Origin of the sequence: Streptomyces sp. NPDC058662, from assembly GCF_042716255.1 — a bacterium.
Taxonomy (GTDB): domain Bacteria; phylum Actinomycetota; class Actinomycetes; order Streptomycetales; family Streptomycetaceae; genus Streptomyces.
In genome coordinates this window covers 1-14397 of sequence record NZ_JBHXRU010000129.1, presented here as the reverse complement: position 1 = coordinate 14397, position 14397 = coordinate 1, and the positions used below count along the sequence as shown (strand labels likewise).

12 protein-coding genes and 1 pseudogene are annotated in these 14397 nt (G+C 75.0%); 6 read left to right on the top strand and 7 right to left on the bottom strand.

Translation table 11 applies throughout. The features are described 5' to 3' along the window. Nucleotides 1–48: 48 nt before the first annotated feature. The gene (locus ACFWUQ_RS28695) at nt 49–798 is read right to left on the bottom strand and encodes a bifunctional DNA primase/polymerase (RefSeq protein WP_384543800.1); all 750 of its coding nucleotides are present in this window, start codon (nt 796–798) and stop codon (nt 49–51) included. Between the two features lie 180 nt (nt 799–978). Beyond that, on the bottom strand, nt 979–1590 hold the full coding sequence (locus ACFWUQ_RS28690) for a TetR/AcrR family transcriptional regulator (RefSeq protein ID WP_384543798.1): 612 nt from the start codon (nt 1588–1590) through the stop codon (nt 979–981). A 235-nt stretch (nt 1591–1825) separates the two neighbouring features. On the opposite strand from ACFWUQ_RS28690, the gene ddaH reads away from it, so the two are divergent. Then, nucleotides 1826–2680, top strand: a complete 855-nt coding sequence (gene ddaH, locus ACFWUQ_RS28685; RefSeq protein WP_384543796.1) for a dimethylargininase — start codon at nt 1826–1828, stop codon at nt 2678–2680. 37 nt (nt 2681–2717) lie between these two features. Here ddaH and ACFWUQ_RS28680 read toward each other — a convergent pair whose 3' ends face one another. Then, nucleotides 2718–3755 (bottom strand): small ribosomal subunit Rsm22 family protein, encoded by a 1038-nt coding sequence (locus ACFWUQ_RS28680; protein ID WP_384543794.1) that lies wholly within the window; start codon nt 3753–3755, stop codon nt 2718–2720. Between the two features lie 9 nt (nt 3756–3764). Next, complete coding sequence (locus tag ACFWUQ_RS28675; protein WP_384543792.1) at nt 3765–5114, bottom strand: Bcr/CflA family multidrug efflux MFS transporter; 1350 nt, start codon at nt 5112–5114, stop codon at nt 3765–3767. Between the two features lie 116 nt (nt 5115–5230). Here ACFWUQ_RS28675 and ACFWUQ_RS28670 point away from each other — a divergent pair, with 116 nt between their 5' ends. Beyond that, nucleotides 5231–6001: an SDR family oxidoreductase gene (locus ACFWUQ_RS28670; protein WP_384543790.1), complete on the top strand. Its 771-nt coding sequence runs from the start codon at nt 5231–5233 to the stop codon at nt 5999–6001. Between the two features lie 61 nt (nt 6002–6062). Then, on the top strand, nt 6063–6926 hold the full coding sequence (locus ACFWUQ_RS28665; protein WP_384543788.1) for a PhzF family phenazine biosynthesis protein: 864 nt from the start codon (nt 6063–6065) through the stop codon (nt 6924–6926). Nucleotides 6927–6957: 31 nt separating this feature from the next. Here ACFWUQ_RS28665 and ACFWUQ_RS28660 read toward each other — a convergent pair whose 3' ends face one another. The 3 genes from ACFWUQ_RS28660 to ACFWUQ_RS28650 are packed head-to-tail and all read right to left on the bottom strand — an operon-like array spanning nt 6958 to nt 10119. Further along, on the bottom strand, nt 6958–7824 hold the full coding sequence (locus ACFWUQ_RS28660; protein WP_384543802.1) for a heme ABC transporter ATP-binding protein: 867 nt from the start codon (nt 7822–7824) through the stop codon (nt 6958–6960). A 17-nt stretch (nt 7825–7841) separates the two neighbouring features. Then, nucleotides 7842–9092 carry a FecCD family ABC transporter permease gene (locus tag ACFWUQ_RS28655; protein WP_384543786.1) on the bottom strand — a complete coding sequence of 417 codons (1251 nt, stop codon included), beginning with the start codon at nt 9090–9092 and terminating at the stop codon, nt 7842–7844. A 1-nt stretch (nt 9093) separates the two neighbouring features. After that, entirely contained in the window at nt 9094–10119 is a 1026-nt protein-coding gene (locus tag ACFWUQ_RS28650) for a hemin ABC transporter substrate-binding protein (protein ID WP_384543784.1), read from the bottom strand. Between the two features lie 115 nt (nt 10120–10234). Between ACFWUQ_RS28650 and ACFWUQ_RS28645 the strand changes: the two are divergent. The 3 genes and pseudogenes from ACFWUQ_RS28645 to ACFWUQ_RS28635 form a co-directional block, all read left to right on the top strand. Further along, nucleotides 10235–11659, top strand: a pseudogene (locus ACFWUQ_RS28645) (HtaA domain-containing protein); the annotation flags it as partial. 406 nt (nt 11660–12065) lie between these two features. Then, complete coding sequence (locus ACFWUQ_RS28640) at nt 12066–13574, top strand: HtaA domain-containing protein (protein WP_384543782.1); 1509 nt, start codon at nt 12066–12068, stop codon at nt 13572–13574. Between the two features lie 19 nt (nt 13575–13593). Beyond that, nucleotides 13594–14253 (top strand): PhzF family phenazine biosynthesis protein, encoded by a 660-nt coding sequence (locus ACFWUQ_RS28635; protein ID WP_384543780.1) that lies wholly within the window; start codon nt 13594–13596, stop codon nt 14251–14253. Nucleotides 14254–14397 lie beyond the last annotated feature (144 nt).

The following is a 14397-nucleotide window of genomic DNA, read 5'->3' as shown; positions in this document are numbered from 1 at the left end:
GCCTCAAGCGCCGGCGGGGCTGGGGTGCCGGGGTGCGGGCGGAAGGGGTCAGCGGCCCAGGGGCCAGGCGACTGTTGCGGGGGTTTGGGCCGAGGTTCCCGCGTAGCGGGCGCAGGCGTCCGTGAGGGTTTCCAGCAGGGTGAGGGGGTCCGGGAGGGGGTGTTCCATGCCGCGCAGCCAGGTCACCGCGTGGTCGCCGGGCAGGGCTGCCGGCGGGACGAGGACGTAGCTGCCCCGGCAGTGCCAGCGCAGGCCCGGGTGCTCGTCCATGGTCTCGGGGTGGCAGTCCAGTTCGCAGGGCCACCACTCGTCCTCGTCCTCGGGAGTGCCGCGGGTGGCCGTGAAGAACAGCATCCGGGCCTGGTCCCCGGTGCCGCCGGACTCGGCGACGGGGCCGACGTCGATGCCGGCCTGCAGGAGCCGGGCGAGGGCCGCCGTACCGGCTTCGAGCGGGACGTCGAGCACGTCGTGGACCATGCCCGTCGCGGTGATGAAGTTCGCCTGCGGCTGGTTGCGCGCCCACCGTTCGACCTGCGCGCGGTCCGTGGTGGACTGCGTCTGCCAGGCGAAGGAGATCGGGTGCCGCGCGGGGGTCGGGCAGCCGATCCGGTCGCACGAGCACCGGTAGGCGCTGGGGTGGGCGGCGGGGGCGAGCGGCAGACCGGCGGCCGCGACGGCCAGGAGGAGCGCCTCGCGCTCCTGTCCGGGGTCGGCGGCGGTGGGTTTCTGCCGCCGGCGCAGCCACTGGGAGATCCTGCTCTGCTCGCCGCGTTCGACGCGGCCGGACTCAGACCCCATACATCCCCTCACCTCACCGTTGCCCCGGCAGACCGCACCATGCTCCCACCATCCTGCGCCCCGGGTGACCGCTCTCGGAGACCGGGGGGTTCACCGCGGCGGTCGGGAGAGCCTTGCATACTCTGACATTCCACACATATGACCGCGCCTGGCGGCCCTGCCGGCCGGGCGGCGGACCGGTCAGCGGGCGGTGACGTTGGCCACCCCGCCCAGCACCCGGTCCACCAGGGCGTCGGTGTACGCGTGCGTGAGCGGCGCCGTCCGCAGCAGCCAGCGGTACGTCAGCGGGCCCAGCAGCATCTCCACCGTCAGCCGCAGGTCCGTGTCCGCGGTCAGTTGCCCGGCCTCCCGAGCGGTGCGCAGCCGCTGCTCGTACAGGGCGAGCTGAGGCTCCAGCAGCTGTTCGGTGAAGCGGGCGCCGAGCTCGGCGTCGGTCGCCCCGGCCGCCGTCAGGGCGCGCGCGGGGGCCTCGTACCGCTCGTCGTTGAACTCGTCCACGGTCGCCCGCAGGACGAGCTTCAGGTCCGCGGCGAGGTCCCCGGTGTCGGGGAAGCCGCTCCATTCGCCGTCGGCCTCCGCGTCCCCGGCGAGCGCCAGCGAGGCGTCGAGGAGGACGGCCGCCTTCGAGGGCCACCAGCGGTAGATGGTCTGCTTGCCGACTCCGGCGCGGGCCGCGATGGCCTCGATGGTCAGCTTGTTGTAGCCGACCTCCCCGACGAGGGCGAGGGCGGCGTCGAGGATGGCCCGCCGGGAGCGGTCGCTGCGGCGCGTGGCGTCAGGGGTCTTCGTCATCCTCCGAAGATACCAATGCGAGACGTATCGTCTCCTTGCGGTCGCTTCCGGTGCGTCTCCCGCGGGGCGTCCGCGCCGACGACCTCTGCTCCGCGACGTCTGCCCCTCGGCGTCTGCTCCGCGACGTCTACTTCGGGCCGACTTCTCTCGATCCGGTAAACCACCCGATCAGTTCACTGCGCGGTCTCCTCCGAGGAGAGACGATTCTTTCCACACTCGGCACCCGGCACTCGTCGTGAGCCGTGCAAGTCGTGAGGAGCCTTCTTTGCGCAGAGACGCCACACCCCGGCGCTACCTGATGTGCCCACCCGCGCACTTCAAGGTCACGTACTCCATCAATCCGTGGATGGATCCCACGAAACCGGTGGACCTGCCCCTCGCACACGCCCAGTGGGAGGACCTGAGGGACCGCTACCGCGCCCTCGGCCACACCGTCGAGACCCTCGTACCGGACCCCGCGCTCCCCGACATGGTCTTCGCGGCGAACGGGGCCCTGGTCGTCGACGGCCGGGTGCTCGGCGCCCGGTTCGCCCACCCCGAACGCGCCCCCGAGGCCGGGATCCACCTCGACTGGTTCCGCGGCCACGGCTTCCAGGACGTCCACGAGCCGTCCCACGTCAACGAGGGCGAGGGCGACTTCGCCGTCACCGCCACCTACATCCTGGCCGGCCGGGGCTTCCGCTCCAGCCCGCTCTCGCACGACGAGGCGCAGGAGTTCTTCGGCCGCCCCGTCATCGGCCTCGACCTGGTGGACCCGCGGTACTACCACCTGGACACCGCGCTCAGCGTCCTGGACGGCGACGAGGTCATGTACTACCCGCCGGCCTTCTCGCCCGGCAGCCGCGCGGTCCTGGCCCGGCTCTTCCCGGACGCGCTGATCGCCGAGAGCGCGGACGCGGCCGCCCTCGGCCTCAACGCGGTCTCCGACGGCCGGCACGTGCTCCTCCCGCAGGCGGCCACCGGGCTGCTGGCTCCCCTGCGGGACCGCGGTTTCGAGCCGATCCCGATGGACCTGGGGGAGCTGCTCAAGGGCGGCGGCAGCGTGAAGTGCTGCACCCAGGAGCTGCGCCCGGCCGAGCGGCGCGCCTAGTGCCGTGACCGACGAGCGGCGCGGCGCTCCGCCGGGGTTACGGAGCCGGCGGCCACTCCTGGCCCCAGTCGGCGTCCCGCGCCGCCTTGTAGAGGTCACCGTGGCGCTTGGTCACGGTGGCCCGGGTCAGGCCGCCGGGGGAGGAGGCGGGCGCGGCGGCGCCGTCGGCGCCCCCCTCCTGCGGGCCGCAGAGCTCCAGCTGGACGAGCCCCTTGCGGATCTGCGGCCTGCGCGTGATCCGGAAGGCGGCCGGCTCCACCGGGAAGCGGGCCGCGGCCACGTAGCTGAACTTCTCGTCCTCGTACGCCAGGGACCCGCCCTTGACCTTCCGGTGCAGGGACGAGCGGCTGACCCGCGCCGAGAAGTGGCACCAGTCCTGTCCGACCTCGATCGGGCAGGTCCCGTCGTGCGGGCAGGGGGCGGCGACCCGCAGCCCGGCCTCGATCAGCTGCTCGCGGGCGGCGCGGACACGCAGGTAGCCCTCCGGGGTGCCCGGCTCGACGAGTACCACGGCCCGGCCGGCGCGGGCCGCCTCGGCGACGACCGCCCGGCGGGCCTGCGGGGTCAGTTCGCCGAGGACGTACGAGACCGTCACGAGGTCGGCGTCGGGAAGCGCCAGTCCGGTCCCGATGACCGCCCGCTGCCACCGCGCCGCGCGCAGCGCGGGCGAGCCGGAGGCGTCCGCCAGCTCCCGGCCCAGGGCCAGGGCCGGTTCCGCCCAGTCCAGCACCGTGGTCTCGCGCGGGCCGTCCCAGGTGGCGTCCACGGCCCAGGTCGCCGCGCCCGTACCACCCCCGACGTCCACGTGGGAGGCCGGCGACCAGCCGGGCGCCGCGGCCGCGAGGCCGTCCAGGGCGGCCCGTACGGCCTCGAAGGTGGCCGGCATCCGGTACGCCGCGTACGCCGCCACGTCGGAGCGGTCGCGCAGGACGGGCGCGTCGGTGGGGGTCTGTCCCCGGTAGCTGGCGATGAGCCGCTCGACGGCGGCCGCGGCCTGCTTGGGCGGGAGGCCGTCGAGCAGCCCGCCGAGCGTGCTGCGGAGGGTCTCGGGGGTGGTGGGGGCGGAGGCGTTCACCAGCGAAGTTTACGGCGCCCCGGGGAGCTGCCCGCTCGCCGGGACGGGGACGGCCTGAGCCGGCCCGGAGTTCTGCCAGGGGCGGCACAGGCCGAGGAAGCAGCCCACCGACAGCAGGGAGCACGCCAGCTGCACCACGGCCATCGGTACCGCCGTGTCCTCGCCCGCGATGCCCACCAGCGGCGAGGCGACGGCCCCGACCAGGAAGGAGGAGGTGCCCAGCAGCGCCGAGGCCGAACCGGCCGCGTACGGGGTCCGCATCAGCGCCTGCGCGTTGGTGTTCGGCAGCACGAGACCCATCGCGGACATCAGCACGAACAGTCCGGCGGAGACCGGGACCAGGCCGACCTCCCCGAAGACGCCCGTCGACATCAGCAGCAGGGCCACCGAGGCGGCCGTGATGACCGCGAGTCCGACGGCCAGCGCCTTGTCCAGGCTGACCCGGCCGACCAGCAGCTTCCCGTTGATCTGGCCGACGACGATCAGACCGACCGAGTTGAGGCCGAAGAGGAGGCTGAACGTCTGCGGCGAGGCCCCGTAGATCTCCTGCACCACGAACGGGGAGGCCGAGATGTACGAGAACAGCACCGCGAAAGCGAAGCCGCCGGCCAGGGTGTAGCCGGCGAACACGCGGTCGCCCAGCAGACCGCGCATGGTCCGCAGGGCGGCACCGACGCCGCCGGTCTGCCGGCGCTCCGGCGGCAGGGTCTCGCCGAGCGTGCGCCAGACCGTCAGGGTGAGGACCACGCCGACGCCGGTCAGGACGAGGAAGACCCCGCGCCAGTCCGAGAAGCGCATCACCTGGCCGCCGATGAGGGGGGCGATGATCGGGGCGGAGCCGGATATCAGCATCAGGGTGGAGAAGAAACGTGCCATCTCGACCCCGTCGTACAGGTCGCGCACGACGGCCCGGGCGATGACGATCGCGGCCGCGCCCGCCAGGCCCTGGAGCAGCCGGAAGGCGATCAGCAGTTCGGCGGTGGGGGCGAGGGCGCAGATCGCGGTGGCGAGGACATAGACGACCATGCCGATGAGGAGGGGCCGCCGCCGGCCCCACTTGTCGCTCATCGGCCCGATGACGAGCTGGCCCAGGGCCATGCCGGCGAGGCAGGCCGTCAAGGTGAGCTGAATGGTGGCGGCCGGGCTGTCCAGGGCGGTGGTGACCTCCGGCAGGGCCGGCAGGTACATGTCCATGGACAGCGGCGGGAGGGCCGTGAGCCCGCCGAGGACGAGGGTGACGAGCAGGCCGGTGCGGCGCGCCGCCGTCAGGGTCGGGGTCGGGGCGGTGGTCCCGGGGGCGGAGGGCGATTCGGGCGACGACTCGTGCGAGGCGGCCGTCGCGGGGCCTCTCTCCGACATGCGGGACTCCACTCTGCTCGTCTGCTCGTCTTCTTCACGCACCCGTGACCGACCCATGTTCTCAGCAATCGGAACGTCCGGGGGCGGACGTCCGTTGTGACGTAGCCTGCGGCCCCATGACGTCAGGTACGCAGAAGATCGCCGTGGTGACCGGCGCCGGCAGCGGCATCGGCCGCTCAGTGGCCCTGACCCTGGCCGCGGCCGGCTGGGCCGTGGCCGCGGCGGGCCGCCGGACCGAACCGCTGCAGGAGACCGCGCGGGCCGCCGCGGCCGCCGGCGCCGCCGGGGAGGTGCTGCCCGTACGGGCGGACGTGAGCGATCCGGACGACGTGAACGCGCTGTTCGCGGCCGTACAGGAGCGGTACGGGCGCCTCGACCTGCTCTTCAACAACGCGGGCACCTTCGGGCCCGCCGGGGTCCCGCTGGAGGACATCGCCTACGAGGCCTGGCGCTCGGTGGTGGACGTCAACCTGACGGGCGCCTTCCTGTGCGCGCAGGCGGCGTTCCGCCGGATGAAGGCGCAGGACCCGCAGGGCGGCCGGATCATCAACAACGGATCGATCTCCGCGCACGTGCCCCGCCCGAACTCCATCGCCTACACCGCCACCAAGCACGCCATGACGGGCCTGACGAAGTCCCTCTCCCTCGACGGGCGCCCGTACCGGATCGCCTGCGGCCAGATCGACATCGGCAACGCGGCGACCGAGATGACCGCACGCATGCAGGAGGGCATCCTCCAGGCCAACGGGCAGCTCGCGGCCGAGCCGGTGATGGACGCCGTCGACGTCGCCCGCACGGTGCTGCACATGGCCGAGCTGCCGTTGGAGGCGAACGTGCAGTTCGCCACGGTGATGGCCACCTCCATGCCGTACATCGGCCGGGGCTGAGGCCCGCCGCCCGGGCGGGAAGCCCGTTGCCGCGCGGCGCGGGCGCGTGGATCATGAACGCATGACCGACACCGAGGTGCTGCGCTACACCGCCTTCTCCCGCGACCCCGAGGGCGGCAACCCCGCGGGGGTCGTCCTCGACGCGGCCGGGCTGGACGACGCCGCCATGCTGGGGATCGCCGCCGGACTGGGGTACAGCGAGACCGCGTTCCTGACCGCGCCGCCCGAGGGGCTGGGCGGCGAGCCCGGCCGCGCCTTCACCGTGCGCTACTTCAGCCCCAAGGCGGAGGTCCCGTTCTGCGGGCACGCCACGGTGGCCACCGCCGTGGCGCTGGGGGAGCGCATCGGACCCGGCGAGCTGCTCCTGTCCACCCGGGCGGGGACGGTCCCGGTGTCCGTCAGCACCGAGGACGGCGGCCTGCGGGCCACGCTGACCAGCGTCGAGCCGCACACCGAGGAGATCGGGGCGGCCGACCTCGCCGAGGCGCTCGCCGCCCTCGACTGGCCGGCGGCGGACCTCGACCCGGCGTTCCCGCCCCGGATCGCCTACGCGGGAGCCCGGCACCTGGTGCTCGGCGCCCGCACCCGGGCCCGGCTCGCGGATCTCGCCTACGACTTCGCGCGGCTGGAGGCGCTGATGCGGCGCCTCGACCTCACCACGGTCCAGCTGGTGCACCGGGCGGGCCCGGACCGGTTCCACGTCCGGGACCCGTTCCCGGTCGGCGGGGTCGTGGAGGACCCGGCCACGGGAGCGGCCGCCGCCGCCTTCGGCGCGTACGCCCGGGAGCTCGGACTGGTCCCGCAGGACGCCGTGCTCACCCTGCACCAGGGCGACGACATGGGCCGGCCGGGCGTCCTGACCGTGGAGCTGCGGGCGGGGGACCCGCGGGTGCGGGTGGGCGGAACCGGCGTACGGATCCCCTGACACTCCGCCCCATGAGCGGGTCAACCAGCGGTCAAACGGGTCCTGCGCGCCCTGCGGCGGGCCGCGCGCCGCGGGCCTCGGCGGCCCGTACCGGCACCACGAGGGGGGCGCCGGTGCGCGGGTGCGGGAGCACTTCGACGGGCTGCCGGTAGACCCGGCTGAGCAGCTCGTCCTCGAACACCTCGGCGGGCGCTCCGGCGGCGGCGATTCGGCCGTCGTGCAGGACGGCGACCCGGTCCGCGTAGGCGGCGGCGAGCCCGAGGTCGTGCAGGACGACGACCACCGCGTCGCCGGCCGAGGCGCGCTCCCGGCAGACGCGCAGCACGAGTTCCTGGTGGCGCAGGTCGAGGGCCGCGGTGGGCTCGTCGAGGAGCAGCAGGGGGGCCCGTTGGGCCAGTACGCGGGCCAGCGCGACCCGGGCGCGCTCGCCGCCGGACAGGGCGGAGAAGGGGCGCGCGGCGAACTGCGCGACCTCCGTGGCGGCCATGGCGGCGGCCACCGCCTCCTCGTCGGTGTCGGCGAAGGGCGTGCCGGCCCAGGGCGCGCGGCCCATCCGTACGACGTCCTGGACCGGGAAGGGAAAGGACAGCGCGGCCGACTGGGGCAGCACACCGCGGCGCAGGGCGAGTTCGGGGGCGCTCCAGTCGCCCACCGGACGGCCGCCGATCCGGATCTCACCGGACGCGGCCGGCAGGTCGGCGGCGAGCGCGGCCAGCAGGGTGGACTTGCCGGCGCCGTTGGGGCCGACCAGCGCCAGTACCTCCCCGGCGCGGGCGCTCAGGTCGATCCCCGCCAGCACCTCGCGGTGCCCGAGCCGGACGTGGAGGCCCACCGTCTCGGCGAGGACCTCGCCGGGGGCGGGCCGGGCCGGGACGACACGCCTCCTGCGGGCGAGCAGCCCGGTCAGCCTGCTCCTCACGCCCAGCCTCCTTGCTTGCGGCGGGTCCGGCGCAGCAGCCAGAAGAAGAAGGGGCTGCCGAGCAGGGCGGTCAGTACGCCGAGCGGGAGCTCGGCGGGCTGGGCGAGGGTCCGCGCGGCCAGGTCGCCCGCGACCAGGACGACGGCGCCGGCGAGGGCGCTGCCCGGCACCAGGAAGCGGTGGCCGGGGCCGTGGGCCATCCGCAGCAGGTGCGGGACCAGCAGACCGATGAAGGCGATGACGCCCGCCACGGCGACGGCGGCGGCGGTGAGCAGCGCGACGACCAGGATCAGGGCGAGGCGCAGCCGTTCGACGTCGACGCCCAGGTGGCGGGCGGGGCGTTCGCCGAGCGCCAGCAGGTCGAGCCGGCGGGCGTAGAAGGGGGCGACGAGCAGGCCGGCGAGTGCGCAGGGCAGGACGGCGAGGACCTTGGGCCAGGTGGCCTGGGCCAGGGAGCCCAGCTGCCAGAAGGTGATCTGGTTGACCTGGCCGCTGTCCGCGAAGAAGACGAACAGGCCGATCAGAGCGCCCGCGAACGCGTTGACGGCGATGCCGGTGAGGATGAGGGTGACGACCTCGGTCCGCCCGCCGCTGCGTGACAGCAGGTAGACGGCGCTGACGGTGATCAGGCCCGCGACGAACGCGCAGACGGTGATCGTCCAGTTGCCGAGGAAGCTGAGTCCGAGCGCGATGGCCGCGACCGCGCCGACGGCGGCGCCGGCCGAGATCCCGATGACGCCGGGCTCGGCGAGCGGATTGCCGAAGACGCCCTGCATGAGCGCACCGGCGCAGCCGAGGGCCGCGCCGACGAGCAGGGCGAGCACGACGCGGGGCAGGCGTACGTTCCACAGCACGCTCTCCCCGACCCGGTCGAGCGGGGCCCCGCCGAGTCCGGCGCGGTGCTGGACGGAGGCGAGGACGTCCCCGAGGGGGATGCGGTACGCGCCGGTGCCTGCGGAGACCAGGGCGAGCAGGAGGAGGGCGGCGACGAGGGCGGTGGTGAGCAGCAGGGTGGTGCGGCCGGACCGCCCGGCCGCGGGCGCGCCGGGGGCCGGCTCCGCGGCCGCTTCCGGACGCGCCGCCGCGGGGGCGGGCTCCGGCTCCGCGGCCCGTTCCGCGGTCGGGCCCGCCGGTTCGAGTGCGGGGGCTCGCGGCGCGGCCGGTTCGGGGGCCGCGTCCGGGGCTCCGGTCGGATCGCCGACCGGGCCGGCGGCGGCAGGACGCGGGGGATCGTAGGGGAGCGTCACCTCAGGCTCCCCCGCCGTAGAGCTGGGTGACCAGTGAGGTGAGTACCTGGTCCGTGCGCGGGCCGTAGTTGAGCAGGACGCCGTCGTCGATGGCGACCACCCGGCGGTCCATTCCGGCCGGGGTCTGGGCCACGCCCGGGATCTTCACCAGGCCGTCGACGCCGCCGACCGATTCGAGCCCTTTCGACATGACGAGGATGGCGTCGGGCGCGGCCGCCGCGAGGGCTTCGCTGGTGATCGGGGTGAAGTCCTTGCCGAGGCCGGACTCCTTGCCCGTGTCGACCGCGCCGGCCGCCTCCAGCAGCGAGGCCGCGCCGGAGTCCGAGCCGCCCAGCAGATAGACGGAGGCGGTGCCCCGCAGGTAGAGGAAAGCCACCCGGGGCGGCTTGCCCGCGGCCGCGGGGACGTTCTCGCGCGCGGCCGCGATCCGCTCGGCGGTCCGCTCGTTCAGCCTGGTGCCGGCGTCCTTGACGCCGAGCGCGGCGGCGACCGCGTCGATCCGCCGCGGTACGTCGTCCAGCCCCTTGGCCGGGGCGACGACCAGGACGGGGACACCGGCGTCGCGGATCTGCTGGACCGCTTCGGCGGGGCCGCTGGTGGTCTCGGCCAGCACCAGCGTCGGGCGCAGCGACAGCACGCTCTCCGCCGAGACGTCGTGGCCCCGGGTCACCACCGGCAGCCGGGCGGCCTGTTCGAAGGTGGCGGTGATGTCCCGGGCGACCACCTGCCCGCCGAGTCCGAGGGTGTGCACGATCTCGTTGAGGCTGCCGGTGAGCGGCACGACCCGCTCGGCCGAGGCGACCGTGACCTGGACCCCGTCGGCCGAGGGCACGGTGACGGGCAGGACGGGCACGGGCGCCGGAGTCAGCGGTTCCACCCGGTCCGGGGCGGCCGGGGCGGAACGGGCGGGCGTGCCCGCGGGGTTGGCCGTACTCCCGCATCCCGTCACGGTCAGCGCCAGGGCGACCAGGGCGGTCGCGGCAAGACCGAGGCGGGGGAGGCGGGATGGCGCGGCGGGCGTAGGCACGAAGGCACCGTCCTGGTCGTCCGACTGAGGTTGCGACGACCGAGGGGTTACGTACTCGGCCGAGGGTAGTTTAGGTTAGCCTAACCTAGCTTGCTAGCCCCTGGAGGGGACCGCCATGTCCGCAAGACCCGCCCGCGCTGTGGCAGTCGCCCTGCTGGCGGCCCTGCTGGGTGCCCTGTTCCCGGCCGCCGCCGCCCAGGCCGCCGAACGCACCGTCCAGGGGGGTCGGCTCGACTGGGGCATCAAATCGTCGTTCCAGAGCTATGTCACCGGCCCCATCGCGAAAGGCGGTTTCACGCTGAGGAGCGGAGCCGCGACGGTCGGCGGCAGCCTGTTCCGCTTCCACTCGGCGGCGGGCTCGTACGACCCGGACTCGGGCGCCTTCAGCGCCTCCTTCTCCGGCGGGGTGACCTTCCGGGGCCACCAGAAGCCCGACGGGTCCCACGACCTGGACATGACGGTCAGCCGGCCCACCGTCAAGGTCTCGGACGGCCGCGGCACCCTGTACGTCGACGTCTCCAGCAAGGCCAAGGACAGCGGCAAGGTCACCCAGCAGTCCCAAGTGCCCTTCGCCACCCTCGGCCTCGGCGGCATCGAGATGCGGGGCGGCGCCACCCCGATCGTCCTCAGCAACATCCCGGCCACCCTGACGGAGCAGGGCGCCCAGGCTTTCGCCGGCTACTACGCTGCGGGCGCGCAGCTCGACAAGGTCTCGCTCTCGGCCGACGTCAAGGCGCCGGCCGCCGAGCAGCCCGAGCAGCCCGCCGAAACGCCGGGCACGCCGCCGAGCCAGTCCGCCGGAACCCCGCAGGCCCAGGGCGCCTTCGCCGACGCCGCCGTCGACTGGGGCGTGCGCCGCACCTTCCGCGAGTACGTCACCGGTTCCATCGGCCAGGGCAAGTGGATCCTCGCCGAGGGCGCCCAGGACGGCGGCGCGCTGTTCCGCTTCCCGCAGGGCAAGGGCGCCTACGACGGCGAGAAGGGAACGCTGGACGCCGCGTTCGCCGGAACCGTCCGGTTCACCGGGGCCCACCTGGACCTGACACTCGCCAAGGTGGGCGTCAGGGTGGAGAACGGCAGGGGGGTGCTGTCCGCCGACGTCACCGCGGGCGGCCAGACCAAGAACGCCGTTCCGCTCGTCGAGTTCGACGCCAAGGGGCTGAAGACCGAGGGCGCGCTCGCCACGCTCACCGAAGCCCCGGCCACCCTGACCGAGGGCGGCTCGCAGGCCTTCAACTCCATGTACAAGGCGGGCACCGAGATGGATCCCGTCTCGCTGGCGGTGGCCCTCGACACCACCGCCCGGCTGCCGGCCCTGCCCGACCTGGGGTCCACGGCCCCGCCCGCCGAGGCGCCCGCGTCCGCCGCGCCGGCCCCCGCGGCGACGGCGGAGGAGTCCTCCGACACCGGGCCATGGACGGCGCCGGCCGCGGCCGTACTGCTCCTGGCCGGCGTTGCCGCCTTCCTGGTGCTGCGCAAGCGCCGCACGACGGCGGCCGCGACTGCGGTTGCCGCCCCGGCGACGACTCCGGCGACGACTCCGGCGGCGACTCCGGCGCCGACTCCGGCCGCGGGCTTGGGTGCCGCCCCGGCTGCGAGCCCGGTTGCCACCCCGCCCGCTGCCCCGGCTGCCTCCCCGGCTCCGGCCCCGACTGCCTCCCCGGCTCCGGCCCCGACTGCCGCCCCGGCCCCGGCCCCGACTGCCGCCCCGGCCCCGGCCCCGGCTGCCGCCCCGGCCGCGGATACCGCGCCGCAGGCCCGCGTCGGCGACGCGACGGCGGGCGACGCCCCGGCCGGCGGCCCCCCGACCACCGGCGCGGAGGCGAGGGGCGCCGAGAGGCCCCCGACCCCGCCCGCGCCCGCCCCCGGGGACCCGGACGCGCCGTAGCACCGCCGCGCCGTCGCCCCGGACACCCCGCCCCCTTCGTCTCCCCAGGAGCTCCACCATGCCGTCCGTCAGCCGCCGCCCGATCGCCCTCGCGGCCGCCGTCCTCACGGCCGCCGCCCTCGGCGCCACCGCCCTCGTCCTCCCCGCCACCGCGGCCATCACGCCCGCCTCGGCGAACGCCGGCCCGACCGCGCCGGTGAAGATCATCGGCGGCTCCCTCGACTGGGGCATCCTCGTCGACTACCGCAACTACGTGGTGAACACGGCCCACGGCACCATCACCGTCGCGGACGGCGCCACGCGGAACGCCGACGGCACCCTGCGCCTCGGTGCGCCCGTCGGCCAGTACGAGCCGGCCGCCGGCAACGTGGTGAAGGCCGCCTTCGCGGGCAGCGTCACCTTCGCCTCGCCCGCCCCGCCGGCCGGCCACGGCTTCGAGGTCAAGCTCTCGGACTTCCGGATCGACACCGGCACGAAGAAGATCACCGCCGATGTCACCAAGGGCGGCGCGACCACCCAGGACGTCCCGCTGGCCACCGTGGCCTTCGGGGGCCGGTCCATGGAGAACCTCGCGACCACCCTCACCCAGGAGGCGGCGGACTCGCTCGGCTCCCCCCGCTACAAGGACCTGCCCGGTGACCCGCTCACCGTGAAGCTGGAGTTCGAGAAGCCGTCGACCCCGACGGCCACCCCGACCCCGACCACCACGCCGACCACGACGCCGAGCGCCACCCCCACGGCCACCACCACAGCCACGGCCACGGCCACCCCGACGAACCCGGCGCCCACCACGGCGAAGCCCACCCTCCCGGCCGGCGGCGCGCAGCAGGTCACCGCCGCCAAGCTGACCTGGGGCATGAAGGAGTCCTTCCGCAGGTACGTCCTGGGCGGCGGCACCATCACCCCGTCCGGCGGCGCCGCCAAGAACGGCGAGCTCTACGACTTCGCGCTCGCCAAGGGCGAGCTCGACGCCGCCCAGCGGAAGCTGACCGTCTCCTTCCAGGGCGCCCTGCGCTTCCAGTTCCCGGCCCACACCATCGACATGGGCTTCGGCAACCCCCGCCTGGAGGCCGCGGGCACGTCCGGCACCCTGTACGTGGACGTCACCAACGCCTCCGGCACGAAGACGGGCGTCCCCTTCGCCACGCTCGACCTGTCGAAGACCGACTACACGACCAAGGGCGGCGTCCTGGCGCTCAACGCCGTCCCGGCGGTCTTCACCGCCGAGGGCGCGGCCGCCTTCGCCAACGGCGCCAACGCCTCCATGTACAAGGCGGGCGACGCGATCGACCCGGTGACCCTCTCGGTCGCGGTGGACAAGGACGCCACCCTCCCGACCACGGGCACCACCACCGGAACCACGAGCGGCACCACCACCGGAACCACGGGCGGGGCCACGGGCGGGGCCACGGGCGGTACGTCGGGCGGCGGCAGCGTCGGCGGCAACCTCGCCGCCACCGGCGCGGAGGTCCCGGCCGGCGCCCTGCTCGCCGCCTCCGGCGCGGTCGTCGCGGCAGGTGCGGGCGCGGTGTTCCTCGCGCGCCGCCGCCGCACCGGCCAGAACTGAGCCGTGCTTCAATGCCCGCGTGAACGATCTCGATGTCCTGAAGGTCTTCTGCGCGGGTGACGGCAGCCACGGCAACCTCCTCGGCGTCGTGCGCGACGGCCGGACCTGCCCCGACGACGCGTCGCGGCAGGCCCTGGCCGCCGAACTGGGCTACAGCGAGACCGTGTTCGTCGACGACCCCGAGCGCGGGGTCATCGACATCCGCACCCCCGGGGCGCGGATGTCCTTCGCGGGGCATCCGCTCGTCGGGGTCGCGTGGTTGCTGGACATCGAGGAGCTCCAGCCGCCGGCGGGATCCGTATGGGCCCGTGACGACGGGGAGTTCACCTGGATCACGGGCCGCGCCGACTGGGTCGAGGGCAAGCGCACCGAGCAGTACGCGAGCGCCGCGGAGGTCGAGGCGCTGCCCGCCCCGCCGCCCGGCGAGGGCTGGCTCTACGCCTGGGCCTGGGAGGACGAGACCGCCGGCCGGGTGCGCGCCCGGGGCTTCCCGCGCCGCCCCGACGGGATCGTCGTGGAGGACGAGGCCACCGGCTCGGCGGCGATGCTGCTGACGGCCCAGCTGAACCGCGCCCTGAACATCACCCAGGGCGCGGGCTCGCAGATCCTCACCGCCCCCGGCCCCGACGGCACGGTGGAGGTCGGCGGCCGCGTCCGCTTCGCTCCCCGCCGCCCCTAGGGCGTCTCGTTCGGATCGTGCCGGGCGGGGGACGCGGCGAAGGGCCGGGGCCGGGGGGGGGGGGGGCCCCGGGGCCCCCCCCCCGGGGGGGGGGCGGGGCGACCCCCCCCGCGCCCCCCCCGACCGCGGGCGAGACCCCCCCCA